The organism is Tabrizicola sp. (assembly GCF_051645465.1).
GTDB lineage: Bacteria > Pseudomonadota > Alphaproteobacteria > Rhodobacterales > Rhodobacteraceae > Tabrizicola.
Map to the genome: position 1 here is coordinate 20,661 of NZ_JBOFBI010000325.1, position 24,063 is coordinate 44,723.

General features: G+C 63.5%; 23 protein-coding genes. 11 read left to right on the forward strand and 12 right to left on the reverse strand.

Translation table 11 applies throughout. From position 1 onward, the window contains the following. Positions 1–25: 25 nt before the first annotated feature. Positions 26–751 (forward strand): class I SAM-dependent methyltransferase, encoded by a 726-nt coding sequence (locus ACRCSW_RS20935; protein ID WP_438707589.1) that lies wholly within the window; start codon positions 26–28, stop codon positions 749–751. 25 nt (positions 752–776) lie between these two features. Here the strand turns inward: ACRCSW_RS20935 and ACRCSW_RS20940 are convergent, their stop codons facing one another. Both ACRCSW_RS20940 and ACRCSW_RS20945 read right to left on the reverse strand, forming a co-directional pair. Continuing rightward, positions 777–1,403, reverse strand: coding sequence for an HAD family hydrolase (locus ACRCSW_RS20940; RefSeq protein ID WP_438707590.1), 627 nt, complete (start codon positions 1,401–1,403; stop codon positions 777–779). Positions 1,404–1,437: 34 nt separating this feature from the next. Further along, the gene (locus ACRCSW_RS20945) at positions 1,438–3,396 is read right to left on the reverse strand and encodes a bifunctional 2',3'-cyclic-nucleotide 2'-phosphodiesterase/3'-nucleotidase (protein ID WP_438707591.1); all 1,959 of its coding nucleotides are present in this window, start codon (positions 3,394–3,396) and stop codon (positions 1,438–1,440) included. Positions 3,397–3,629: 233 nt separating this feature from the next. On the opposite strand from ACRCSW_RS20945, the gene nudC reads away from it, so the two are divergent. Together nudC and ACRCSW_RS20955 are read left to right on the forward strand one after the other, a co-directional pair. Continuing rightward, complete coding sequence (gene nudC, locus ACRCSW_RS20950) at positions 3,630–4,580, forward strand: NAD(+) diphosphatase (protein ID WP_438707592.1); 951 nt, start codon at positions 3,630–3,632, stop codon at positions 4,578–4,580. A 56-nt stretch (positions 4,581–4,636) separates the two neighbouring features. Then, positions 4,637–5,107 (forward strand): hypothetical protein, encoded by a 471-nt coding sequence (locus tag ACRCSW_RS20955; RefSeq protein ID WP_438707593.1) that lies wholly within the window; start codon positions 4,637–4,639, stop codon positions 5,105–5,107. 2 nt (positions 5,108–5,109) lie between these two features. Here the strand turns inward: ACRCSW_RS20955 and ACRCSW_RS20960 are convergent, their stop codons facing one another. Next, positions 5,110–5,943 carry a prephenate dehydratase gene (locus tag ACRCSW_RS20960; RefSeq protein WP_438707594.1) on the reverse strand — a complete coding sequence of 278 codons (834 nt, stop codon included), beginning with the start codon at positions 5,941–5,943 and terminating at the stop codon, positions 5,110–5,112. A 122-nt stretch (positions 5,944–6,065) separates the two neighbouring features. On the opposite strand from ACRCSW_RS20960, the gene ACRCSW_RS20965 reads away from it, so the two are divergent. From ACRCSW_RS20965 to ACRCSW_RS21000, 8 genes are all read left to right on the forward strand, one after another. Next, positions 6,066–6,602, forward strand: coding sequence for a c-type cytochrome (locus ACRCSW_RS20965; RefSeq protein WP_438707595.1), 537 nt, complete (start codon positions 6,066–6,068; stop codon positions 6,600–6,602). A 154-nt stretch (positions 6,603–6,756) separates the two neighbouring features. Beyond that, complete coding sequence (locus ACRCSW_RS20970) at positions 6,757–8,673, forward strand: extracellular solute-binding protein (RefSeq protein ID WP_438707596.1); 1,917 nt, start codon at positions 6,757–6,759, stop codon at positions 8,671–8,673. Positions 8,674–8,691: 18 nt separating this feature from the next. Next, positions 8,692–9,837 (forward strand): microcin C ABC transporter permease YejB, encoded by a 1,146-nt coding sequence (locus tag ACRCSW_RS20975; protein WP_438707597.1) that lies wholly within the window; start codon positions 8,692–8,694, stop codon positions 9,835–9,837. Beyond that, entirely contained in the window at positions 9,837–10,946 is a 1,110-nt protein-coding gene (locus ACRCSW_RS20980) for an ABC transporter permease (RefSeq protein WP_438707598.1), read from the forward strand. The genes ACRCSW_RS20975 and ACRCSW_RS20980 overlap by 1 nt, the downstream gene beginning before the upstream one ends. A 10-nt stretch (positions 10,947–10,956) precedes the next feature. Then, entirely contained in the window at positions 10,957–12,645 is a 1,689-nt protein-coding gene (locus ACRCSW_RS20985) for an ABC transporter ATP-binding protein (protein WP_438707599.1), read from the forward strand. 2 nt (positions 12,646–12,647) lie between these two features. Next, positions 12,648–13,871, forward strand: a complete 1,224-nt coding sequence (locus ACRCSW_RS20990) for a glycosyltransferase (protein WP_438707600.1) — start codon at positions 12,648–12,650, stop codon at positions 13,869–13,871. 103 nt (positions 13,872–13,974) lie between these two features. Next, positions 13,975–14,712 carry a transcriptional regulator FnrL gene (fnrL, locus tag ACRCSW_RS20995; RefSeq protein ID WP_438707601.1) on the forward strand — a complete coding sequence of 246 codons (738 nt, stop codon included), beginning with the start codon at positions 13,975–13,977 and terminating at the stop codon, positions 14,710–14,712. A gap of 96 nt (positions 14,713–14,808) precedes the next feature. Then, positions 14,809–15,720 carry a PhzF family phenazine biosynthesis protein gene (locus ACRCSW_RS21000; RefSeq protein WP_438707602.1) on the forward strand — a complete coding sequence of 304 codons (912 nt, stop codon included), beginning with the start codon at positions 14,809–14,811 and terminating at the stop codon, positions 15,718–15,720. Between the two features lie 126 nt (positions 15,721–15,846). Here ACRCSW_RS21000 and ACRCSW_RS21005 read toward each other — a convergent pair whose 3' ends face one another. From ACRCSW_RS21005 to hspQ, 9 genes are all read right to left on the reverse strand, one after another. After that, complete coding sequence (locus tag ACRCSW_RS21005; RefSeq protein WP_438707603.1) at positions 15,847–17,469, reverse strand: FMN-binding glutamate synthase family protein; 1,623 nt, start codon at positions 17,467–17,469, stop codon at positions 15,847–15,849. A 63-nt stretch (positions 17,470–17,532) separates the two neighbouring features. After that, positions 17,533–18,198 carry an RluA family pseudouridine synthase gene (locus tag ACRCSW_RS21010; protein ID WP_438707604.1) on the reverse strand — a complete coding sequence of 222 codons (666 nt, stop codon included), beginning with the start codon at positions 18,196–18,198 and terminating at the stop codon, positions 17,533–17,535. Continuing rightward, a complete protein-coding gene (locus ACRCSW_RS21015; protein ID WP_438707605.1) occupies positions 18,191–19,084 on the reverse strand; it encodes a homocysteine S-methyltransferase family protein in 894 nt (297 codons plus the stop codon). Before ACRCSW_RS21015 ends, ACRCSW_RS21010 begins: the two co-directional genes overlap by 8 nt. Before the next feature lie 54 nt (positions 19,085–19,138). After that, entirely contained in the window at positions 19,139–20,806 is a 1,668-nt protein-coding gene (locus ACRCSW_RS21020; RefSeq protein ID WP_438707606.1) for a hypothetical protein, read from the reverse strand. Position 20,807: 1 nt separating this feature from the next. Continuing rightward, positions 20,808–21,272, reverse strand: coding sequence for a GAF domain-containing protein (locus tag ACRCSW_RS21025; protein ID WP_438707607.1), 465 nt, complete (start codon positions 21,270–21,272; stop codon positions 20,808–20,810). After that, positions 21,262–22,836, reverse strand: a complete 1,575-nt coding sequence (locus ACRCSW_RS21030) for a gamma-glutamyltransferase family protein (RefSeq protein WP_438707608.1) — start codon at positions 22,834–22,836, stop codon at positions 21,262–21,264. The genes ACRCSW_RS21025 and ACRCSW_RS21030 overlap by 11 nt, the downstream gene beginning before the upstream one ends. A gap of 215 nt (positions 22,837–23,051) precedes the next feature. Next, the gene (locus ACRCSW_RS21035) at positions 23,052–23,516 is read right to left on the reverse strand and encodes an ATP-binding protein (RefSeq protein WP_438707609.1); all 465 of its coding nucleotides are present in this window, start codon (positions 23,514–23,516) and stop codon (positions 23,052–23,054) included. Next, a complete protein-coding gene (locus ACRCSW_RS21040; RefSeq protein WP_438707610.1) occupies positions 23,500–23,841 on the reverse strand; it encodes an STAS domain-containing protein in 342 nt (113 codons plus the stop codon). Before ACRCSW_RS21040 ends, ACRCSW_RS21035 begins: the two co-directional genes overlap by 17 nt. 63 nt (positions 23,842–23,904) lie before the next feature. Beyond that, positions 23,905–24,063: heat shock protein HspQ (gene hspQ, locus ACRCSW_RS21045; protein ID WP_438707611.1), on the reverse strand; the 159-nt coding region annotated here is incomplete at its 5' end.

Below are 24,063 nucleotides of genomic sequence, written 5' to 3' on the forward strand. Positions count from 1 at the left end.
CTCGGTAGACCCCACAGTCGGAAACATGGTGGAAGTACCGGGCAATCCGGATCAACCAGAACTAAGATCGGAGGAAGCGGTGCTGCAGCGTCATGGTGATTGGTTCGGTCTGCTCAAAGTCGGCAAGAAGAAGCAAGCTGATGCCCGGGATGTGATCGAGCACGCATACGCGAACTCGCAGGGCATGATGCACCGCATTGACGTCGAATCCCTGGTCGCTGCCGCCCTGCATTGCCAGCCCAAGCGCGTTTTCGAGATTGGGACTTTCAAAGGGGCGTCCTCGGACATGCTGTTGCGTCTGCTGCCGGACGCGCATGTGACATCGATTGCCTTCGCCAGCGAAAACCCGACGAAGCGGCAATACAACAATGACCAGCTCAGGATTTCAGAGGTCGGAGCACTGGTTGGCCCGGAGCATCGCGGCCGGTTCACACAGCTGATCGGCGATTCCCACAAGATCGACCCTGAAGCTTTTGTGCAAGAGCACGGCCGGATGGATCTGGTCTTCATCGACGGAGACCATTCGCGGGAAGGGGTGCGCCAGGATACCGAGCTTGCCCATGCAATCCTGGCGCCAGGTGGCGCGATCGCCTGGCACGATGCAAACCCGAAGCGGCGCTACATCGGCTCGCGGCAATTTCTGGAAGACGATATGGCCGAACTCGCGCTGGCCACCACCGACGATTTCCAGGGCGGGGTGGCGTTTTGGACAGAGAAGCTGGAACGGCAGCTGCGCAAGACTGCGGCCTGAACCGCTGACGGAACAGGCGACCCCCTTAGATAAGGCCGGCCATCCTCGCGCCGGTCAGAAGGTCGGGCGCCAGGTGATGAGCCCATTGGCCCTTGCTGGGTACGACATCGGGCACCTGCACAACCACGCATCCAGCGCGGTAGGCGGCCTCGGCGCCAGGCTCGCTGTCTTCGAACACCAGGCAACGTGACGGCGGGACGCCCAGCAGCGACGCGGCCAGCAGATAGGGCTCGGGGTCGGGCTTTGGGGCCCGGACGTCGTCCAGCGTGACGATATGGCTGAAAGCCGCGGCAATCCCGGCGATGCCAAGCTTGCGATGTGCGCTTTCGCGGCCGGACGATGTAACGACCGCGAGGGGACGAGCCATCAGCGGCAAGAGCTCGCGCGTGCCGTGTTTCAGTTCCAGCCGGTTGTCGACGCTGTCCCTGAACCCTGCGCTCCAGTGCCGGTTCACTGCGTGAAGATCTACATCTGGCAGGGCCGCGCGGATGATGCGGGCGGCGGTCGGTTCGTCCTTGCCAACGAGGCCGTGCATGAAGGCGATGTCGACCGCATGTCCATGCGCGGCAAAAGCGGCAAGGCCGGTCGCGAGGGCGACGCTTTCCGTGTCGATCAGCGTGCCGTCGAGGTCGAAAAGAACTGCGTCGTACATCCGGGCCTCCGCGCCTGGGCGGAGCCATAGCCGATCAGAGATGCAGCCGGTAGTGGGTAAAGCCGTCGCTGTCCCGGTGAAGCTGCTGGGGACGGAAGGCCGCGATTTCGGCAAGGTGTGCGGCTGCCCCGTCCCCCGCGGCGAAGGACACGGTCGTGCCTGGCATCGGCAGAAAGTGCCAGTTCCGGCGTGGTGGCGCGCCGACGCTACCCATCCGCTGGACATAGGTTGAAAGGATCGACTGAACACGAGATCCGTCCGTGAAGACTGCCCGGTTGTCGGCAACGGGCTCATTCAGGCGAAGGCGCGCAGCACGATGGTTGTTGGTGACGAGCAGGAAATTCCGCGCAGGATCGACCGGGCGGCCCTTGTAGGTCAGTCCGGTGATCCGCCGGGCGCCTGGGTTCACGATCATGCCGTGACCGTCATACCGCGCGGGCTGGCTTAGATCGATGGCATAGGACAGATCAGGGATCACTTCGAATACGAAGGAGGGGACCATCTCGTTCCGCAGCGGCGTGTCTGTCGAACCGGGCATCACCTGCCGGAAGACCGCAGCCGATCCTTCCAGCCACTCGGCAATCTCGGCGCCGGTAAGGAGCAGGGTGACCAGGGAATTCGGGAATGGGTAGAGGTCCGAGAGGTTCCGCATCCGCAAAGGGCCTGGTGGAATGTCGGTGTAGTTCGCCGGGCCGCCACGCCCCCCCGCGCGGAACATCGTGGCGGACGAGAGCAGCGGCAGAGCCGCCCAACTCGTGTCGGCCAGCGCGGCACGGACGTGGTCGGCCGCCGCAGCAGTCACAAGATCGATGGCGGCGGAAGGGGCAATCGTGGCGAAATGACTGTGGAGCGGTACCGAAGTCTTGCTCAGCTGGCGGCGCGACCACGCCAGCGCGGCGCGATGATCGGGGGCAAGCGCCTGGTGAAGCGAGGGCGTTGCAACGGCCGGGTTGCTGCTACGATGCCCCAGCCGGGCGGAAGACTCGATGACCTGCCAGCGGCGGCCACCTGATGATCGATGCTCGAGGGTCAGATCGATGATTCCGACGTGGCTGCCGGAATGGCCGGGCATGACCGCAGGCTTGCCGGCAAGGCGGCCAAGCACGGGGTCGATCTCGGGCGATGCCGGAAAGCCGGGCCCGGGGAAGGTAAGATGGCTGTGCCCGGCCACAACGGCATCAACCTCGGGCAGTGCGGCAAGGGCGGTGGCCGCATTCTCGGTGCCGTCATTCGGATTGGCGGCGCCAATGCCAGTATGTGCAAGCGCCACAATGATGTCGGCCCCCCTCGCGCGCAGGCGGGGCAGCCAGGCCTTTGCAGCCGCCAGGATATCGCGGCTCCAGATCCGGCCGTTGAGGCCATCGCGATCCCAATCTTCGATCTGTGGCGGTGCAAAGCCGATCACCCCCACGCGAAGGAGATGTACCCGCCCGTCGTGATCGAAGATCCGTCGGCGCAGAATCGTGAAGGGCGGGACAAGGGTTTCGTCCCTGGCCGGGCTTCTGCCGCGGCGTGTGACGATATTGGCCGAGACCACCGGGAACCTTGCGTCAGCCAGGCTTTGCGAAAGGAACCGCAAGCCATAGTCGAATTCATGGTTGCCAAGCGTGATGGCATCGTAACTCAGCGCGTTGAACGCGGTAATCACCGGATGTGATCGCCGCCGTCGGACATTTGCCGCATAGTCGGCAAGCGGACTTCCCTGCAGAAAGTCGCCGTTGTCAAAAAGGAGGCAGTTTCTTGCTTCGCCGCGCGCATCGGCGATCTGCTGCGAAATGGCGCCAAGACCCAGGCTGGAGTTCGGCCGGTTCGCGCAGTAGTCGTACGGCATGAGGCTTGCATGCAGGTCACTTGTGGCGATCAGTCGAAGCGACGCCTGCGGTTGGGAAGATGGCGTCCCGTGCGACGGATTCTTTTGCGTCACGCAATGCTCGGCCGGGGCGTTGCGGGTCTTGCGCCGCTTTGCTACTGACACAACGGGAACTGGGTACATTCGACGTCCACTGGTCTGACCGAGAACTGGGAACTGTTAACACGCCTTGCGGGCAGACCGCGCATTGATACTCGTTATGCGTGTGTTTTTCCGGACGGCTTGTGTCAATGTTGTGGCGAATTGACGTTATTCGCGCGGAGGTTGCAGAGCTTGGCATCTGCGGAATTGAACTCGCCGAATGGGTGGCTGACTCTGCCCGGCAGCACACGTCACCTATCGAGAGCCAGAACGCCATGCAAATTGCAGAAACGGTAACCTTCGGAGGCTCGGGCCTGGATCGGCATGCAGCGTTGCGGCACGATGCTGTCGGGCTCGCGAAGGCGCTGGAGCACGGGAGTGTTTTGCCGATCTGGCGCGGCAAACCGATGATGACAGATCATCAGCCGGTTTGGGTCGAGCATGACCATCCGGTCCTGGCGATTGCCGCGCCGCCTGTCTTCCTTGGGGTTGACGATGGTGTCCCGCGCTTTGCGGCCGATCTGTCGGATTGGTCGCCCGAGGCGGGGGCCGACGCGCCGGAAGCCGGGTTCTTTGACGCCACCGTGCAAAGACACCCGGCGATGGCGGGCGAGGCGGGTTTTGTCGAGCTGCGTGGTGTCTTTGCCCAGCTTACCGCCAGGGACGCCGAACTTGTGGCAACCGCCAAGGCCCTGGTCCAATGGCACCGGAGCCACGGGTTCTGTTCCGCATGCGGAGCGCCGTCCGAAGTTGCGCAGGGTGGCTGGCAGAGGGTTTGCCCGGCCTGTGCCACCCAGCACTTCCCGCGCACAGACCCGGTCGTGATCATGCTGGTCACCCGCGGCAACTCGGTGCTGCTTGGTCGCAGTCCGGGCTGGCCTGAGGGTATGTTCTCGCTTCTGGCGGGCTTCGTCGAACCGGGCGAGACGATCGAGGCCGCCGTACGCCGCGAGGTGCTTGAGGAAACCGGAGTGACCTGCGGCGCGGTCTCCTATCTTGCCAGCCAGCCCTGGCCTTTCCCGGCCTCCCTGATGATCGGCGCGCGGACAGAGGCGACCACTGCCGAGATCAAGGTCGATCCTGAAGAGCTGGAGCAGGCTCTCTGGGTGACGCGGGAAGAACTGGTCACGGTCTTCGCGGGGCGGCATCCGCTGATCCGGCCGGCCCGGAAAGGCGCAATTGCACATTTCATTCTGCGCCACTGGCTTGCGGATCGGCTTGATTGAGCCGCCCTTCCTGCTATCCCGTTGGCGCGATCTGACGCTCAAGCTTTGGAGTACCGATGAAACTGACGGCGAAGACTGACCTTGAAGTGCCTGCAGCCTTCGTCTTTGCATCCTTGATCGATCATGTGAGCTGGGAGCGTGAGGCGGTCCGCAACGGGGTGGAAGTCGAGCGTCCTGAGGGTTCGCCGCAGACGGGAGTGGGCGCCGCATGGCGCATCCGGGCGCATTTTCGCGGCAGGTCACGCAAAATACTGATCAAGATCGAGGACCTGCAACCTGATCAGCGGTTGGGGTTTGCGGTCGACAGCCCTTCGGCGGAAGGCACCATCAGTCTTGAGGTCATGGTCCTGTCGCCACGGCGCAGCCGGTTGCGGTCAGACGTCGAGATCAAGCCTAAGACGCTGGCGGCGCGGCTGTTCATCAATACGATGCGGCTGGCCAAAGGCCGGGTCGTCTCGCGCTTTGAATCGCGGCTTGGCAAGCTTGGTGCGCGGATCAAGGAACGTTACGACCGCAGCCAGGCCTGAGCTTAGCCCCGCTCGCGATCGGCCGGGTAAACACCAAGTATCCGGACTTCCGAGGTGAAATACCTCAGCTCCTCCAGCGCAAGCGCGACGTTTGCGTCTTCCGGGTGGCCTTCGATGTCGGCATAGAACTCGGTCGCCGTGAAGGTGCCACCGACCATGTAGCTTTCCAGCTTGGTCATGTTCACGCCATTGGTCGCGAACCCGCCCATGGCCTTGTAAAGCGCCGCCGGAATGTTGCGGACCCGGAACGTGAAGGTGGTGATCATCCCTGCCGCGCCGCGACGGGAGTGGTCGGGCGTGCGCGACATCACCAGAAAACGCGTGGTGTTGTTGGCCTGGTCCTCGATATGCCGGGCAAGAACGTCAAGACCGTAGATCGAGGCGGCAAGTTCGCTGGCAAGCGCGGCCTTGGTCTTGTCCCCCGCCGCTGCCACCTCGCGGGCGGCGCGGGCATTGTCCGAGCTGACCTTGCCGCAGATGCCATGCTTTTTCAGGAAGCCCGCGCATTGCGGCAGGATGACCACGTGGCCATGCGCTTCGGTCACGTCGCCGAGCTTGGCGCCCGGAACGCCCAGAAGGTTCACATGCACCCGCACGAAGGCTTCGTCGACGATGTGCAGGCCCGACTTCGGCAACAGCGAATGGACATCCGCCACCCGGCCATAGGTCGAATTCTCGACCGCAAGCATGCCGAGATCGACCTCGCCGCGGGCGACCTTTTCGACGACCTCCTCGAATGTGGTGCTGGGGACGGCCTCCATCTCCGGACGGGATTGCTTGCAGGCCTGGTGGGAATAGGCGCCGAGTTCCCCCTGAAATGCGATGCGGCCGGTCATCTCGGTCTGTCTCCGTGTCGAAAACCTGCCCCGCGGGGCGATTGGTCGCGCGTCTACACCTTGAAACCGGTCGGTGGAAGCGGATAGATACGGCCCGGAACGAGACCCCAGATAGGTGCACCATGTTCGACACGATGACGATGACCAAGACAGTGGGCGCGGTTTGCGGGTCGCTTCTCGTGCTGATGCTGGTGGGCTGGGCGGGGGAGTCGTTGTACCATGTCGGTGCGACAGGGCACGGCGGCGAACATGGCGAAGGCGAGCTGACCCAGGCCTACACGATCGACACCGGCGCCGAGGAAGCTCCAGCCGAGGGCGCCGAGGAAGGCCCGGATTTTGCGACGCTGATGGCGGCGGCCGATCCGGTAGCAGGTGAGGCGGTTTTCAAGAAATGTGGCTCTTGCCACAAGCTTGACGGCGCCGACGGCGTCGGCCCGCATCTGAACGGCATTGTTGGCAAGGCAAAAGCAGCCTCAGCGGGCTTTGCCTATTCCGAAGCGATCCTGGCACTAACCTCCGAAAGCTGGACGCCCGAGAACCTGAACGGGTTCCTGGAAAACCCCAAGCAGTACATGCCGGGCACCAAAATGGCCTTTGCCGGTCTGCCGAAGCCTGAGGATCGTGCCAACGTGATCGCCTTCCTGGCCACCAAACCCTGATCTGACAACCAGCCATGTTGCCAAGCCGCCCTTCGGGGCGGCTTTGTTTTTGGGCAATTCACGGAATCGCGCATGGCAATCGCGGCTTGTTGGCTCGACAAAGCCTGAATTAGCATAAATGAATGATGCAGTCGGAACTACGGGAGGTTGGCGTATGCGCGTAGAGAAGCGGGCGGTCGCACGGACAAAGGTGGCGCGGACGGGCCTTGGCCCGATTTGGGCTATGGGGGCCCTGATCCTGGCACTGGCAGCAACGGTTCTTCCGGCGCGCGCCGAGACGGTGATCAAGTCGCACGGGATCTCCACCTTCGGCGACTTGGCGCTTCCCGCGGATTTCACGCACCTGCCTTACGTGAACCCAGATGCGCCGAAGGGTGGCGAGATGAGCCAGTGGGCGCCCGGCAGCTTTGACTCGTTCAACCCCTATGCCATCGCGGGCAATCCAGCGGCGCTGTCCTCGATCTTCTACGAATCCATCCTGGGGGGCACGCTGGACGACGTCAGTGCGGCCTACTGCCTTTTGTGCGAGACGATGGAGTATCCCGAGGACCGATCCTGGGTGATCTTCAATCTCCGGAAGGACGTCAAGTTCTCGGATGGCAGTCCGTTCACCGCAGAAGACGTGCTCTTCAGCTATGAACTGTTCCGCGACAAAGGTATCCCGGAGTTTCGCAGTGTCGCCAACGCCAAATTCCAGTCGGTCGAGGTTCTTGACCCGTACCGCGTCAAGTTCACGTTCACTCCGGGGACGCCCTTCCGTGATATGCCTGCCCAAGCCGGCGGCACGACGATTTTCTCGAAAGCGCACTACGAGGCCAACAATCGCGACCTTGAGAAGTCGAGCCTTGAGCCGTTCCTTGGCACCGGACCCTATATCCTGGAAAGCTTCAAGCCGGGTCAGCAGATTATCTATAAGCGGGATGAGGACTACTGGGGCGAAAAGCACCCGCTGAACATCGGCCAGAACAATTTCGACAGGATCCGCATCGAATACTTCGGTGACGACAACGCAGCGATGGAGGCGTTCAAGGCGGGCGTCTACACCTTCCGCACCGAGACCCTGCCGAAGCGCTGGGACAGCGACTATGACTTCCCGGCAGTGACTGCGGGGGATGTGGTGAAGGCCGTGCTTCCGTCGGGCAACATTGCCGGTGGGCAGTCAATCATCTTCAACCTGCGGCGCGAGCAATTCCAGGACCCACGTGTGCGTGAGGCGCTTGGTCTGGCGTTCAACTTCGAATGGTCGAACAAGGCGTTGTTCTACGGGCTTTTCACGCGGATCAACTCGATCTGGGAAAACTCGGAAATGGCCGCGACAGGGGTGCCGACACCGGAAGAAGTGGCGCTGTTGCAGCCCATGGTTGACGAGGGCCTCTTGCCCGCCAGCATCCTGACCGATGAAGCGGTGATGGCCCCGGTTTCGTTAGCGGATACTGCGCTGGACCGCAGGAATCTGCGCGCGGCCTCGGCGTTGCTGGACGAGGCAGGGTGGATCGCGGGCGACGATGGCATGCGCCGCGATGCCAAGGGCCAGACCTTGCGGATGGAAATGTTCCATTCTCGTGCCGACCTTCTGCCGGTCATGAGCGCCTATGTCGAAAACCTGCGCGCCCTTGGTGTAGACGCGAGTTTTGACATCCTTGACGATCCCCAGGTGCAAGAACGTGCCGGTCCGCCGAGTTTTGACTTCGACGCGCTGCCGACTACGGTGGTGAATGGCGGGCCGGAAGGACTTGCCGGACTGGAACAAGCTTGGTCTTCCACGACGAAGGACAATGCCAGTCGTAACCGGATGGGCTATGGAAATCCGGCGATAGACAAGCTTTTGGCTCTAGTCGATCTGGCGAGCAGCCGTGAGGAGCTTGATACCATCATCCGCGCGATGGATCGTATCCTGCGCTCACAAAGGATCATCGTGCCGCGGTACTACAAGAAGGATAACTGGGTCGCCTACTACAACATGTACGAACGCCCTGAGACCTTACCGCCATATGCTGTTGGCGAACTGTCGATCTGGTGGTACAACCCCGAAAAAGCCGATGCCCTGAAGGCCAAGGGCGTGCTGAAATAACAAAGAACGGGCAGGGACTTGGGCGCCTACATCCTTCGCCGCTTGCTGTTGGTGATCCCCACGCTGTTTGGCGTGATGGTCATCAACTTCGCACTCACCCAGTTTGTCCCCGGTGGGCCGATCGAACAGATCCAGGCCCAGCTGGAAGGCGAGGGCGACTCGATCCAGAATCTTGCCGGGACAGAAGGGGGCGGGGTTCAGGAGGAGGGCGACCAGGGCTATGTCGGCGCCCGCGGCCTCCCGCCCGAGTTTCTGGCCAGGCTTGAGGTGCAGTTCGGTTTCGCCCGCATCGTCTGCGCTAAAGGTTTCACCGGCGAACCCTCTATCACCGCCCCGGAATGCCGCAAGGAAAAGATCCCGGCGGTCGAGCGGTTCTTCATCATGATGGGGAACTACCTGACCCTGAACTTCGGCGAGAGCTACTTCCGGTCGATCTCGGTCGTCGACCTCGTCATCGAGAAGATGCCGGTTTCAATCACCCTTGGCCTTTGGTCGACGCTTATAGCCTATCTCATTTCGATCCCGCTGGGCATCCGGAAGGCTGTGCGGGACGGCTCCAGTTTCGACACCTGGACCAGTGGCGTCATCATCGCCGCCTATGCGATCCCCGGCTTTCTGTTCGCGATCCTTCTGATGGTGGTCTTCGCGGGCGGGAGCTATTTCCAGTGGTTCCCGTTGCGCGGCCTTTTCAGCGACAACTGGGAAGAGCTGTCGTTCTTCGGAAAGATCACCGACTATCTTTGGCACATCGTGCTGCCGGTGACGGCGCAGCTGATTTCGTCCTTCGCGGTACTCACGCTGCTTACGAAGAACAGCTTCCTTGACGAGGTCAAGAAGCAGTACGTGATGACCGCCCGCGCCAAGGGCCTGTCCGAGGGCCGCGTGCTTTACGGCCACGTCTTCCGTAATGCCATGCTTATCGTCATCGCGGGATTTCCGGGCCTGTTCCTGGCGGTCTTCTTCGGCTCAAGCCTGCTGATCGAGGTCATCTTCTCGCTGGACGGCCTAGGCCAGCTTGGTTTCCGCTCGGCAGTCGAACGCGACTATCCGGTCATCTTCGGCACGCTCTTCGCCTTTGGACTGATCGGGCTGATCGTCGGCATCCTTTCGGACCTGATGTACGTCTTCGTCGATCCACGGATCGACTTTGAAAGGCGCGGGTGATGGCCCTTTCGCCTCTGAACCAGCGCCGCTGGCGGAACTTCAAGGCCAACCGGCGGGCCTTCTGGTCGCTTTGGCTTCTTCTGGTGCTGTACGGGATTTCGCTCTGCGCCGAGCTCATCGCCAATGACCGGCCAGTCCTGGTGAAATACGATGGCGGCTACTACATGCCGGTCTTCAAGTTCTACCCCGAGGTGGCGTTCGGCGGCGATCTTAGGACCGAGGCGAACTACACCACTCCCGAAGTGCAATGCCTGATCGTGGCGGCGGGGTCTCTGGACTGCTGGGACGATCCTGACGGCATCAAGGCGGAAGCCGAAACCAAGGGTACTGCCGCTGGCCAGCCGGTTGACGCCGGATGGATCCTCTGGCCGGTCATTCCCTACAGCTTCAAGACGATTGTCGACACGGGTGGTGTGGCGCCCGGCCCGCCATCGGCGCAGAACTGGCTGGGCACGGACGACACCTCGCGCGATGTGCTGGCGCGGGTGATCTATGGCTTCCGGCTTTCCGTCACTTTCGCGCTGCTGGTCACGCTTTGCACCACGATCATCGGCATTGCTGCCGGGGCAGTGCAGGGCTACTTCGGTGGGCTGACCGATCTGATCTTCCAGCGGATCATCGAGCTTTGGAATTCGGTCCCCACGCTTTACGTCATCATCATCGTGACCGCGGTCTGGGCAAAAAGCTTCTGGCTTCTGGTCGGGTTGATGGTGCTCTTTGGCTGGACCGGCCTCGTCGGCGTCGTCCGGGCCGAGTTTCTGCGGGCCCGGAACTTCGAATACGTCCGGGCCGCAAAGGCGCTTGGAGTGTCCGACTGGCAGATCATGTTCCGCCATCTTCTGCCCAATGCCATGGTGGCCACGCTTACCATTCTGCCCTTTGCCATCACCGGGGCCATCGGCACGCTTGCAAGTCTTGACTACCTTGGCTTCGGCCTGCCCGCGAACCTTCCCTCGCTTGGCCAGCTGACCCGCCAGGCGCAGCAGAACCTGCAGGCGCCGCATCTGGCCTTCACGGCCTTCTTCACCTTCGCCATCATGCTCAGCCTTCTGGTCTTCATCTTTGAAGGCGTGCGCGATGCCTTCGACCCACGGAAGACGTTCAGATGAGGCGCAGTCGATGAGCGTTCTGGACGTCAAGGGCCTGAGGGTCACCTTCCGGCAGGATGGGCGGCTGATCGAGGCCGTGAAGGGTGTGTCCTTCAGTGTGGCCAAGGGTGAAACCGTGGCGCTGGTCGGCGAAAGCGGCTCGGGCAAATCGGTGACTGCGCTGTCGACCGTGGGGCTTCTCTCTGACAATGCCGAGATTGCAGGCTCGATCACCTATGAAGGCAGCCAGATGGTCGGCGCCAGCGAGCGTGACCTTCGTCGTATCCGGGGCAACGACATCAGCTTTATCTTCCAGGAGCCGATGACCAGCCTCAATCCGCTGCACACCATCGAAAAGCAGCTCGCCGAAAGCCTGGCGCTTCACCAGGGCGTTTCGGGCGATGCGGCGCGCAATCGGATCATTGAACTGCTCGGCAAAGTCGGCATTCGGGACGCCGAAAGCCGTCTGGGCGCCTATCCGCACCAGCTTTCAGGCGGTCAGCGCCAGCGCGTTATGATTGCCATGGCCTTGGCGAACGGGCCCGAGCTTCTGGTCGCCGACGAGCCCACCACGGCGCTGGACGTGACGATCCAGGCCCAGATCCTTGACCTTCTGGCCGAGTTGAAGCGGTCTGAAGGCCTGAGCCTTCTCTTCATCACCCATGACCTCGGCATCGTCCGCCGCATTGCCGACCGGGTCTGCGTGATGCAGGGCGGCGAGATCGTGGAGCAGGGGCCGACCGCGCAGATATTCGCAAATCCGCAGCACCCCTACACGCAGAAGCTTCTTGCCGCCGAGCAAAAGGGTGGCCCCGATCCGGTGCCGGCAGACGCGCACCAGATTGTCCGGGTCGAAGACTTGCGCATATGGTTTCCGATCCAGAAGGGCCTTCTGCGCCGGACCGTGGGTCACGTCAAAGCGGTCAACGACGCCAGCCTGACCGTTCGCGCAGGCGAAACCCTTGGGATTGTCGGCGAAAGCGGCTCGGGCAAGACGACGCTGGCGCTTGCGATCCTGCGCCTGATCACCTCGACCGGGAGGATCGTCTTCCTCGGTCGCGACGTCAGCCGCCTGGACGAAACCTGGGACGAGGCCGCGGCGCGGCGGGCGGACAATCCGCTTTCCGACCGATTAGAAACACCACTGGAAGAGGGGATCGCGGCTTTCTACCGGTCGAAGGGCCGCAAGGCCATGCGCGCGATGCGGCGGCATATGCAGATCGTCTTTCAGGATCCCTACGGCAGCCTCTCGCCCCGGATGACGGTGGAACAGATCATCGCCGAAGGATTGGGGGTTCATGGCGTCGATCCGGGCCGCAATCGCACCGAGATGGTGGCCGACATAATGCGCGAAGTCGGCCTCGATCCCACGACAATGAGCCGTTATCCGCACGAATTCTCGGGCGGCCAGCGCCAGCGCATCGCCATCGCACGGGCGATGATCCTGCGCCCGAAACTCGTGGTGCTGGACGAGCCGACCTCGGCCCTCGACATGACTGTGCAGGTCCAGATCGTCGAACTGCTCCGTCAGCTGCAGCGGAAATGGGGCCTCGCTTACGTCTTCATCAGCCATGACCTCAGGGTGATCCGCGCAATGGCGCACAAGGTCATGGTCATGCAGAATGGCGATGTGGTCGAAGCGGGCGATTGCGAGGCCGTGTTTACCAACCCTCAATCCACCTATACGAAAGCTTTGATGGCCGCCGCCTTCGGACCCTGACCTTGAAGCTTCTCTTCGTCCACCAGAACTTTCCCGGCCAGTTCCTGCATCTTGCGCCCGAGATGCAGCGCCTTGGCCATGACGTGCGCGCCATCACCGATGCCACGAACCAGCACACCTCGGCAGTACCGCTTCTCCGATACACGCACAAAGCACAAACGGTGGATCCAAAGGCCACCCGGCTCGGTCGAAACTTCACCATGATGAGCGACCGGGGTGTCTCGGTCGCCCGCTTTGCCCAAAGGATGCGCGCCGAAGGCTATGTTCCGGACGTGATCTACGGCCATTCCGGCTGGGGCGAGACGCTCTTTCTCAAGGAGGTCTGGCCCGAAGCAAAGCTTCTCGTCTTCGCCGAGTTCTACTATCGCGGCCACGGTGCGGATACGGGCTTCGACGCCGAGTTTCAGTCCAAGGGTTTCGATCAGGTGATGATCGCGCAGGGCAGGGCGGCCTATATGGCGCAGTCCCTGGTGCATGCGGACCGGGGCGTATCGCCGACCGAGTGGCAGGCAAGCACGCATCCCCCGCTTCTGCGCCGCCAGCTTGAGGTGATCTTTGACGGGGTCGATTGCGACCGGCTGACCCCCAACCCGGATGCCCGGTTCGTGCTGCCCGACGGGCGCGAGCTGAAACGAGGCGACGAGGTCCTGACCTTCGTGAACCGCAATCTCGAACCCTACCGCGGCTACCACATCTTCATGCGTGCCCTGCCCGAGGTGCTGGCCGCCCGCCCGGATGCGCAGGTGGTAATCGTCGGGGGGGACGAGGTCAGCTATGGCCAGGCCCCGAAAGGCGGCGGCAAGTGGAAGGACGTCATCCTGGACGAAGTGAAAGACCGCCTGGACCTAACCCGCGTTCACTTCACCGGCCGGGTGCCTTATGACCGGCTGGTCGATCTGATCCACGTCAGCCGCGTGCATGCCTATCTGACCTATCCCTTCGTCCTGTCGTGGTCGATGGTCGAGACGCTGGCGGCGGGTACGCTGGTCATCGGCTCGAACACCGCTCCGGTGGCCGAGGTGATCCAGGATGGTGTGAACGGACGGCTCATCGACTTCTTCGATGTCCCCGGCTGGTCTGCGGCTCTGACTGACGCTCTAGCGCGCGCCGAGGCTTACCTGCAGATGCGAGAAACCGCCCGGGCCCTGGCACGCGAGAAGTATGACCTTCGCTCGGTCTGCCTGCCGAAGCAGATCGAACTTCTCACCCGGCTGGCGCGCAGCTGAGCAGGTCCGCCGGGGCCAATGTTCTGGACCCCTATCCAGGTGCGGTTCATACTAGCCTCGGTTAGAGGGAAGTCTGGACGCAGATCAATCAGCGGGAAGCGGCATGCACGATCACTTCGCACATGTTCAATGTGGTGACTGCCCGATCCGGCACCGGGCGGTCTGCGCCCGCTGCGATGCAGACGAGCTTGGGGTCCTTGAGCAGATCAAGTACTACCGCAGCTTCCAGGCCGGGCAGGCCATCATCTGGTCGGGGGACCGGATGGAGTTCGTCGGCTCGGTCGTGACCGGCATCGCCACGCTGACCCAGACGATGGAGGATGGACGGCGGCAGATGGTGGGGCTTCTGTTGCCCTCGGACTTCGTGGGTCGACCGGGCCGTCCGACGGCGGCGTTCGATGTGACCGCGACGACCGATGTGGTGATGTGCTGCTTCCGGAAGAAGCCGTTCGAGGAGATGATGGCCTCGACCCCCCACATCGCTCAGCGGCTGCTTGAGATGACCCTGGACGAACTGGATGCGGCGCGGGAGTGGATGCTGCTTCTGGGCCGGAAGACGGCGCGGGAGAAGATTGCTTCGCTGATCTCGATCATCGCGCGGCGGGATGCGGCGCTGCATCTGCGGCGGGCGAAGGGGATGCTGTCGGTCGACCTTCCGCTGACGCGGGAGGAGATGGCGGACTATCTGGGGCTGACGCTGGAGACTGTCAGCCGGCAGATCAGTGCGCTGAAGAAGGATGGGGTCATCAGCCTGGAAGGAAACCGGCATGTTTCGATCCCGGACCTCGACCGGCTTTTGGAAGAGGCGGGGGATGACAGCGACGGGGGGATGCTGGTCTAGGATGGGCACGGTGCCCACTTCAGGCAAGATATTGATCTATATGTATTTCATGCGTTGCCGTTAACGCATTGGCAAGAATCTCGCACGAAGCCAGGGATGCCCGGAGTGCTGAATTTCTACACCTATGATGTCTTTACCGATAGCGCCTATGCGGGCAATCCGCTGGCCATCGTCCTTGACGCCGACGACCTGACACCCGCCCGGATGCAGACCATCGCGCGGGACTTCAACCTGTCCGAGACGATCTTTGTTCAGCGCCCCGCGAACCCCGCCCATACCGCCCGGGTCCGCATCTTCTTTCCCACCGCCGAGATCCCCTTTGCGGGCCATCCGACCATCGGCTGCGCCATATATCTTGCGACTGCCGCAGAAGGCCCAGGTGACTTCGCCAGGGATGTCCTGCTGGAAGAGGAGGCGGGCCTTGTCCCCGTCCGCGTCTGGCGGCGGGGCGACGTGACGCGGGCTGAGTTCATCGCCCCGGTCGTCCCGCACGGAGTGACCGGCGCAGAGGTCGCCAGAGCAGACCGGATGGCAGCGGCCCTTGGGCTGAAGCCCGACGAGATCGGCTTTGGCGCGCATCGTCCCGGCGTTTGGCAAGGCGGGCCGCGGTTCCTTTATGCTCCGGTCGGATCGCTGGTGGCGCTGGCCCGCGCCAGACCGACCGAGCCCGCATGGTCTGAAGTGATCAGCGCGGCAGGGGTGGACAGCATCTTTCTCTATGCCAAGGGTCAGGACTGCGACTTCCGCACCCGGATGTTTTCGCCGACTGCTGGCATCCCGGAAGACCCCGCGACCGGATCGGCAAGCGCGATCCTCGCGGCGCAGCTGCTGGCTTCGGGTGCTCTGCCCGAAGGCGAGACGCGCCTGTCGCTGCATCAGGGCGTGGAAATGGGCCGGGCAAGCCAGATCGGCATGACCGCAAAGGTGGTCGGGGGCAGGCTGACCGAGGTCCGCATTGCAGGCAGTGCCGTGCCGGTGTCGGAGGGCCGGATCACCCCGCCCGGCTGACGACCTTTATGAGAGGCCAAGGCGCAAGCGGGTCTTGTGCGACCGCTCGTCGATGCACTTCGTGCACTCCTCGCACGCGTTCCGACGAGGAGACGAAGTCGAACGAGGAGGGTGGGTCTGGGCCATTTAGCCCGCCCTTGCGAAACTGTCGGCGGTGGACAGCGCCCAGGCCTCGGCGAACCTGGGCGAGGAGGCGGGATCTGCCGTCAGCTGGCCACGGGCCAACTGTTCGTACTGCTCGGCGAGCGAGATCACCTTGTCCGACGAGGCCCGGCGCAGGAAGTGGTGGGGCATCAGTTCGGAAGGGTGGGAAAGACCGGCGGCCGCAACAAGCTCGGCCAGCGCATGGAGCGTGTTGCGGTGGAAGCTCGCCACCCGTTCGGCCTTGTCGGGCACCACGATGGCGCGTTGACGGAGTGGGTCTTGCGTGGCCACACCTGTCGGGCATTCGCCGGTGTGGCACGATTGGGCCTGGATGCAACCGACCGCGAACATGAAGCCGCGCGCGGCATTGCACCAGTCGGCCCCCAGTGCCAGGACCCGGGCCATGTCGAACGCCGACGTGATCTTGCCGGAGGCGCCGATGCGCACCCGGTCGCGGACGCCGATGCCGACAAGCGCGTTGTGGACGAAGCTGAGGCCGTCACGCAAAGGCATGCCGACGTGGTCCATGAACTCCAGGGGTGCTGCACCGGTGCCGCCTTCTTTCCCGTCGACGACGATGAAATCGGGGGTGATGCCGGTCGCCACCATGGCCTTGCAGATCGCCATGAACTCCCACGGATGGCCGATACAGAGCTTGAACCCTGCGGGTTTGCCGCCGGATAGGTCACGCATTTTCGCGATGAACTCCAAGAGGCCAACCGGCGTCGAGAAGACCGAATGGCTGGCCGGAGAGATGCAGTCCACGCCCATCGGAACACCGCGGATGCGGGAGATTTCCTCGGTGATCTTGGCCGCTGGAAGCACACCGCCGTGGCCGGGTTTCGCGCCTTGGGAGAGCTTCAGTTCCACCATCTTGATCTGCGGGTCCGAGGCCACTTCGGCGAACTTCCCGGGGTCGAAGCTGCCATCCGCAGCGCGGGCACAGAAGTAGCCGGAGCCCAGTTCCCAGACCAGATCGCCGCCGAATTCGCGGTGGTAGGGGGAGACGCCGCCCTCACCCGTGTCATGGAAGAAGCCGCCTGCCTTCGCCCCCTTGTTCAGCGCACGGATCGCATTGCCGGAAAGCGAGCCGTAGCTCATGGCGGAAATGTTCAGAAGGCTGGCGGAATAGGGCTGTTTGGTCGTGGCTCCGACGACGGTGCGCAGGCTTGCGTGGTCCAGCGCGGGTTTCGGGGCGATGGAATGGTGGAGCCATTCGTACTGCTCTTCATACACATCGTACTGAGTGCCGAAGGGCCGCTTGTCGAGGTCGCGCTTGGCGCGCTGGTAGACGATGGCGCGCTTGTCGCGGGGGAAGGGCGCGCCGTCCTTGTCGCCTTCGAAGAAGTACTGCCGCATCTCGGGGCGGATGGATTCGAGAATGAAGCGCAGGTGGGCCATGACCGGGTAGTTGCGCAGGACCGCATGGCGGGTCTGGTGCAGGTCGTGAAAGCCAAGCGCGACAGAGCCTGCACAGAGGAGCGCTACGGGGAGGAGCCACCAGATCTGGCCGGGGAAGATGGCCATGAGGAGGCCGAGTGCGACGACAAGGATCGCGGGCCAGGTGATAAGCGCGTAGCGCAGGGTGAAGATGGTGGACAGCATTCCGGCCCCCGGGTTTGTTCGGGCCAGAGTTAAGCACGGAACTTGAAAGTCAGTTAAAGGATTTCAGAATGGGATCGGGGCTGTGAACGCGATCCAGTTTTTCGTCGCAGGATGGTGAAGCGCGAGTGTTTCGGCATGAAGCATCAAGCGGGGATGGGCGCGGGTGGTTTCGGGCGCGTAGATCTGGTCGCCGAGGATCGGGTGGCCGAGGGCGAGCATGTGGACGCGGAGCTGGTGGCTACGGCCGGTGTGGGGGGTCAGGCGGACGCGGGTCTCGGTATCGGTGCGGTCGATGACCTGCCAGTCGGTCTGCGCGGGGCGGCCTGTAGGGTCGACCTTCTGGCGGGGGCGGTAGTCCCAATCGCTGGCGAGGGGGAGGTCGATGGTGCCTTGGTCTTCGGCCACCTGGCCGTGGAGGCGGGCGATGTAGGTCTTCTTGGCGCGGCGGTGTTCGAATTCCTGGCCGAGGAAGCCTTGCGCCTGCTTGGTGCGGGCGAAGATGATGACTCCGGAGGTGTCGCAGTCCAGCCGGTGGACGAGGAGCGCGTCCCAGCGGGCGGCTTGCAGGCGGGTGATCAGGCAATCCTCGCGGTTGGCGAGTTTGCCGGGGACGGAGAGGAGGCCCGCGGGTTTGTCGAGGACAAGGACCTGGGGGTCTTCGTGCAGGAACTGCAGGGGCGTGTCCGGGGGGAAGTAGTCGAAATCGGGGATGAGGGAGGGTTTAGACAATCGTGTGGCCCTCGGCTGTCAGGCGGTCGCGGAGGTGGCGGATGTGGGCGGGGCCAACCTCGCAGCAGCCACCGACGATGGTGGCGCCCTGGGCGACCCATTGGAGGGCGAAGTCGGCGTATTTCTCGGGGGTTAGGTCGTGGCGGTGGGTGAGTTCTTTGACCGTGGGGGCGTCTTTCAGGAAGTTGCCGGAGATGTGGGTGAAGCCGTTGGCGTATGCGCCGAAGGGTTTGCCTAGGGGTTTCAGGGCGGAGAGGGCGTCGGCCATGGCTTCGGGGACGGAGCAGTTGGCGAGGAGGGCTTCGATGGGGTGTTTTAGGAGGCGTTGGAGGTCGGCGACGGGCTCGCCGGAGCGGAGTTTGGTGCCGTCGCGGTCGTCGACGGAGATGGAGAGCCAGACGGGTTTGTGGGCGGCTTGTGCGCCGATGACTGCACCCTCGGCGGCCTCGATGGAGGCGGCGGTTTCGATCAGGATCAGGTCGACATGAGGGCCAAGGATGCGGGCGATCTCGGCGTATTTCGGGGCGGCCTCAGTGACGGGCTCGGTCAGGTCGGGGCGGTAGCTGGCCTGGAGGGGGCCGAGGGAACCGGCGACGCGGGTGTGTGGGTGGGCGGCGCGGGCCTCATGCGCCTCGGCCAGGGCGCGGAGGTGGAGGGCGTGGAACATGGGGTCGAGGCCGACGCGGGACAGGCGGTCGTGGTGGATGGCATAGGTGTTGGTGGTGGCGATGGTGGCCCCGGCCGCAAAGTAGTCGGCATGGATGTCACGGACGAGGCCGGGGTGGTCGAGCATCACGCGGGTGGCCCAGAGGGGTGTGGGCTCATCGCCCGAGCGGGCGAGGAGTTCCTGGCCCATGCCGCCGTCGAGGAGGGTGATGGTGGTCATGTTGTCTACCTGCCTCCGGCGGGGTGAGAGATCAAGATGATGAGTGGCACAGGATCACGGAAAGCTGTCGGCGAGGGAGAGGAGGGCCGTGACGCGGAGGCCGGGGATCATGTTCATGTCGGCAAAGGCCAGGCCCCGCAGCCGAGTGGCTGCGGCATCGTCAGCGAAGCCCAGATTGGCCTGCGCTTTGGCTATTTCTGACAGCGCCCGGGTCCGATCAGAGGGAAGTGGATAATCGTCCTTGCTGCGCCCTGCGTGATCGATGACCAAAGACTGCAACATCTGTTGCGCCTTCGCGTCTTGGCCTGAAGCATGGAGCCATTGCGCGAAGCCAATGGAGACCTCTATGTGCAGATAGCTGCTGCGGATGCCGGGAAGCAGCGACGGAGCAAGTGCCGGGTCTTTGGCGAGAAGCGCGGCGTAAATCGCGTAGGACTTGCCGCCAGCATACGGAAGTGTCTCAAGCTGCTCGGCAATCCGTTGCGCATCCAGAGGAAACCCGTAATCAACAAGGGCAAGGCCGACTTCGCGGAGGCGCTCGTTCGCTGCCCATGCAGCCGCTCCGTCGCCAATCAACAGCAACTCTTGAAGGGTCGCATCGGCAGCTTCTCGGTCTTGCAAGCGGAGGTGTGAGAGCAGAAGTTCTGCCAGTCTCGCCACCTTCCGATCACGATCTTCGGGTTGGCGCGGTGGCAAGGCCGCTTCGGCAAAGAGTGTAGCGGCCTTGTCAAAGGAACCGGCAAGCTGAAGCACGGTTGCGACACGGATCAGGTTGATCGGGTTCGAAGCATTGCGGATGTGCGCAGGTCTAGAACTTTTCCTATCTTGATCAATAACTGCAAATGCCGCTTCCGCATGCTGCCGGGCGACGGCGGTCTCGCCAAGCGAAAGGGCAAGATCAGCCGCGTCGATCAGTACTGAAAGGCCCCAATCCTGTAGCCCGTCCTTCCCGTTCGCACTGGCGAAAATCAGGTCGAACTGCGCCTTGGCGGCTTCGGTTGAGCCCATTTCTTCCAGCGCCCTCGCCAACACCAGTCGCGCCTGGGCTTGGGTCCTTGGGTCTTCTGTCTGGTTCAGCATTGCGGTCGCCTCTGCCGTGAGCCCGGCCGCAGTCTGTGCCTCGACCAACGAAAGAAGTGCTTGGTCGCGAGTGAACCGCTCTTGCATTCGGTCGAAAACCGCCCGCGCGGCAATAAAGTCCTGCTCCGAAAGATGGTGGTCCAAGATCACACGAAGGGCCTCGTCGCGTTCGCGGTACCCACCTTCGGGAATTGAAAGCGCGGTGGACAGTGCCAGTTCTTCCTCACCCGCTTTCAGCATGGCCCGCACCATTCCGTTCTTGGTGGAGCCTTCGGGAGTTCCTTGTTCGACGATCATGTTCGGGAACTGGAGTTTTGCGACTTCGTAAGCCTCATCCCAGCGACCGAGTGAAAGGAGTGCGCCTTCTTCGGGCTCAGTGAGAGATAATGTGCGGTCTGCGCCCACCACATCGCCGGTCCGGGCCTGCACTATGGCGACCTGGTTCAAGTGATAAGGGATCTGGGCGGTGCGAGTCTCTGCCAGCGCCGCATCGACCGCCAGTGCGAAGAGGCAGTCCTGCCTCACCTCTACCGCGCAGGCCGCTTTGGCGGTTGCGACCTCCTCAGCCGTCGGCGGGCCGGTTTCGGCTTGGGCGGCCATGGGAGCCAGGGCGAGGGTGAGGGCGCAGAGGAGGCGGTGCATGTCAGGTGGCGTCCTTGAAGACTTCGGCGAGGAGGGGGGTGAGCCAGTCCTCATCCTCCTTGATAAAGGCGGCGGGGGTGTCGCTATCAAGGTCTAGGACTCCGAGGAGGTCTCCGCGCCCGTTCCAGACCGGGAGGACGAGTTCCGACCGGGTACTGGAGGAGCAGGCGATGTGGCCGGGGAAGGCCTCGACATCGGGGACGTTCTGGATCTGGCCGGTGCGGGCGGCGGCGCCGCAGACTCCCCGGCTGAAGGGGATCACGAGGCAGCCATGGCCGCCTTGGTAGGGGCCGATCTTCAGGAGCTCGGGTGCTACGACGCGGTAGAAGCCGGTCCAGTCGGCGAAGGGGTGGGCGTGGTGGATCTCGCAGACAACGGTGGCCATGAGGGCGACGGTGTCCGTCTCGCCATGGGTCAGGGCGCGGATGGTGGCGGTTATGGCGGGGCGGTCGATCTTAGTAGCCAAGGGCGCAGCCGTCCTTTCTGGGGTCGGAGGCGCCGATCAGGATGTCGCCGTCGATCAGGATCGCCTGCGCGCCGCCAAGGGGTGTGTCGGGGATGGTGACCTGGTGGCCCATCGCGGCCAGTTCGGCGCGGACTTGGTCGGGGTAGCCGCGTTCGACCTGCATCCCCTCGGGGCCGGAGAAGGAGCGGGGGGCATCGATGGCCTGCTGCGGGTCCATGCCGTAGTCCGTGAGGTTGGTGACGAAGCGGGCGTGGCCGCAGGGTTGGTAGGCGCCGCCCATGACGCCGAAGGGCATGATCACGCGGTTGTTGCGGCGGAGCATGGCGGGGATGATCGTGTGCATCGGGCGTTTGCCGGGGCCGGCCTCGTTCGGGTGGCCTTCCTGAAGGGTGAAGCCCGCGCCGCGGTTCTGGAAGTTGATGCCGAATTTGGTGGAAGCGAAGCCGGAGCCGAAGCCCCAGTAGACCGAGTAGATCAGTGACACCGCCATGCGGTCGCGGTCGACTACGGTGATGTAGATCGTGTCTTTGTGGACGGCTTCGGCCAGAGGGGCCGCTGCGGGGATGGCGCGTTTGGGGTCGATCAGGGCGGCGAGTTTCGCGGCTGTTTCGGGTTTGAGCATGTGGTCGAGGCGCGTAGTGTGCGCGGGGTCGGCGATGAAGCGGTTGCGGGCGTCGTAGGCGAGCTTTGCCGCTTCGGCCTCGATATGCGCGCGCTGGGTGCCGAAGGGGGCCATCGCGGCGAGGTCGAAGTGTTTCAGGATGTTGAGCATCAGGATCGCCGTGGCACCCTGGCCGTTTGGCGGATGCTCGATGAGGTCGATGCCGTGGTAGGTCCCGGCGACCGGGATGGTCCAGTCGCTGCGGGTGGCGTTCAGGTCGTCGAGCGTATGGCTGCCGCCGAGGGCCTGGAGCGAGGCGATCATGTCCTCGGCCACTTCGCCTTCGTAGAACCCCGCGCGCCCCTTTTGCGCGATGTGGCGGAAGACTTCGGCCTGGCCGGGGGCGCGGAAGATCTGGCCTGTCGCCGGGGCCTGGCCGCCGATGCTGTAGAACGCCCGGGCGGCGCCTTTCAGGCAGGCGACGTCTTCGGCCCAGTCGAACGCCACGCGGGGGGCGACGGGAATGCCTTCCTCGGCGTAGCGGATCGCGGGGGCGAGGATGTCGGCCAGCGATTTGAGGCCGTAGTCTTCGTTCAGGCGACAGAAGGCATCGATGGCGCCGGGGAGGGTGACGGCCTCGATCCCCTGGATCGGGATCGCGGTCAGGCCTTGGGCGCGAAGCGCTGCGGGGTCGAGGCCCTTTGGCGCGCGGCCCGAGCCGTTCAGGGCCAGAATCTCCTCCGTCCCCGCGGGTTTCACGAGGGCAAAGCAATCCCCGCCGATCCCGGTCATCTGCGGTTCTGCGATCCCAAGGACCAGCGCCCCGGCGATGGCGGCATCCGCTGCGTTGCCGCCGGATTTCAGGATGTCGATCGCCACTTGCGCGGCAATCGGATGCGATGTGGCGCAGATGCCGTTCCGGGCATAGACCGCCGAGCGGCCGGGAAGGTGAAGGTCGCGCATATTGTCCCCTTGCGATCGCCTGGGTGGGATCACTGGGGGCAGGCTAGGCCGCGCGGGGCGCGAAGCCAAGAGGCAGGGACCCCGACATCCGGGAGAGGTCGGACTGAGGATCCGGACGCCAGGGTGCAGCAATGTGCCGCGGGAGCGAAGATCGCCCGGCTTTCGGGCAGCGGCGGTGCGTGAAGATGGTGCTCTTGCGGCAGGACCGAAGAACTTTAGAGATCCTGTCTACCGGTGGGCAGGATGAAGCTAAGCCGGTTGCACCCGCCCGCCCGCGCATAGGTGAGCTCGCGGGTCAGCGTCCGGATCAGGTGCCAGCCGAAGCCACCTTCTGGCAAGTCCTCAAGCGCTGTGTCGGGCCCGCCGGGCAGGCCGCCTTGCGGTAGCATGCCACCGGGCATTTCCACCCCGTGGTCCAGGACAAGGCATGCCAGACCGTCTGTCCAGGGCGAAAGCGAGACTTCTACCGCACCCGTGCTTTGGGCGTAGGCATGTTCGGCGACGTTGTTCAGAACCTCGGCCAGAACAAGCTCGGCCGTGCCGCGATCTTCGGCCGGAAGGTCCGCGAGCGGTGGCAGCGACAGAAGCCGCGCGAGGCCCGTCCGGACCGAAACCGGATCGGCCGGGAAGACCAGATGCAGATCGTTTGCCAGAAGCTTCGGGTCAGGCGCTGGCTGCATGTGCAACGGCCACGTCGAGCGATGGATGGATGATGAAGATGGTGTCCATCCGGGTAAGGCGGAAGACCTTTTCGACCGTCAGGGTCAGGCCTGCAAGTTCCAGCACCCGATCGGGGCCCAGAAGCTTCTTGACCGCAACGATAGCGCCGAGGCCCGATGAATCGAGGAACTGTACCCGCGCAAGGTCAAGCACCACGCGGCCCGGCCCGCCTTCAGTCGCATCGCGCATCTTTTCCTTGAACTGGATGGCGGTGGCGGCGTCGATCCGGTCTTCGATCACCTGGACCGAGATCAGGTTGGTTCTGGTCTGTGTGTGCAATTGCATGTGGCACCCCTTGGCTTGAGTTGCCTGCAAGGTAAGGGGCAAAGGGTTAGCAACTGGTAAGCGTCAATTGAGCTGAAAGGTCACCGGATAGCGGCCATCTTCGAAATCGCCGAAAAGATCGCCAAGGTCGGGGTGATCGACAGGCTCGCCGGTTTCGTCGGGAACCAGGTTCTGCTCGGACACATAGGCCACATAGTAGCTTTGGCCGTTTTCGGCGAGCAG

Bases quoted from the DNA above. Each gene is read 5' to 3' on its own strand.
- ACRCSW_RS21015 (WP_438707605.1), bottom strand. From the start codon at position 19,084: ATGACCACCATCACCCTCCTCGACGGCGGCATGGGCCAGGAACTCCTC.
- ACRCSW_RS21040 (WP_438707610.1), bottom strand. From the start codon at position 23,841: ATGCAATTGCACACACAGACCAGAACCAACCTGATCTCGGTCCAGGTG.
- ACRCSW_RS20960 (WP_438707594.1), bottom strand. From the start codon at position 5,943: ATGACCGGCCGCATCGCATTTCAGGGGGAACTCGGCGCCTATTCCCAC.
- ACRCSW_RS21035 (WP_438707609.1), bottom strand. From the start codon at position 23,516: ATGCAGCCAGCGCCTGACCCGAAGCTTCTGGCAAACGATCTGCATCTG.
- ACRCSW_RS21000 (WP_438707602.1), top strand. From the start codon at position 14,809: ATGCCCGGAGTGCTGAATTTCTACACCTATGATGTCTTTACCGATAGC.
- ACRCSW_RS21030 (WP_438707608.1), bottom strand. From the start codon at position 22,836: ATGCGCGACCTTCACCTTCCCGGCCGCTCGGCGGTCTATGCCCGGAAC.
- ACRCSW_RS20940 (WP_438707590.1), bottom strand. From the start codon at position 1,403: ATGTACGACGCAGTTCTTTTCGACCTCGACGGCACGCTGATCGACACG.
- fnrL (WP_438707601.1), top strand. From the start codon at position 13,975: ATGCACGATCACTTCGCACATGTTCAATGTGGTGACTGCCCGATCCGG.
- ACRCSW_RS20980 (WP_438707598.1), top strand. From the start codon at position 9,837: ATGGCCCTTTCGCCTCTGAACCAGCGCCGCTGGCGGAACTTCAAGGCC.
- ACRCSW_RS20965 (WP_438707595.1), top strand. From the start codon at position 6,066: ATGTTCGACACGATGACGATGACCAAGACAGTGGGCGCGGTTTGCGGG.
- ACRCSW_RS21005 (WP_438707603.1), bottom strand. From the start codon at position 17,469: ATGCTGTCCACCATCTTCACCCTGCGCTACGCGCTTATCACCTGGCCC.
- ACRCSW_RS20955 (WP_438707593.1), top strand. From the start codon at position 4,637: ATGAAACTGACGGCGAAGACTGACCTTGAAGTGCCTGCAGCCTTCGTC.
- ACRCSW_RS20985 (WP_438707599.1), top strand. From the start codon at position 10,957: ATGAGCGTTCTGGACGTCAAGGGCCTGAGGGTCACCTTCCGGCAGGAT.
- ACRCSW_RS20935 (WP_438707589.1), top strand. From the start codon at position 26: ATGGTGGAAGTACCGGGCAATCCGGATCAACCAGAACTAAGATCGGAG.
- ACRCSW_RS20970 (WP_438707596.1), top strand. From the start codon at position 6,757: ATGCGCGTAGAGAAGCGGGCGGTCGCACGGACAAAGGTGGCGCGGACG.
- nudC (WP_438707592.1), top strand. From the start codon at position 3,630: ATGCAAATTGCAGAAACGGTAACCTTCGGAGGCTCGGGCCTGGATCGG.
- ACRCSW_RS21020 (WP_438707606.1), bottom strand. From the start codon at position 20,806: ATGCACCGCCTCCTCTGCGCCCTCACCCTCGCCCTGGCTCCCATGGCC.
- ACRCSW_RS20945 (WP_438707591.1), bottom strand. From the start codon at position 3,396: ATGTACCCAGTTCCCGTTGTGTCAGTAGCAAAGCGGCGCAAGACCCGC.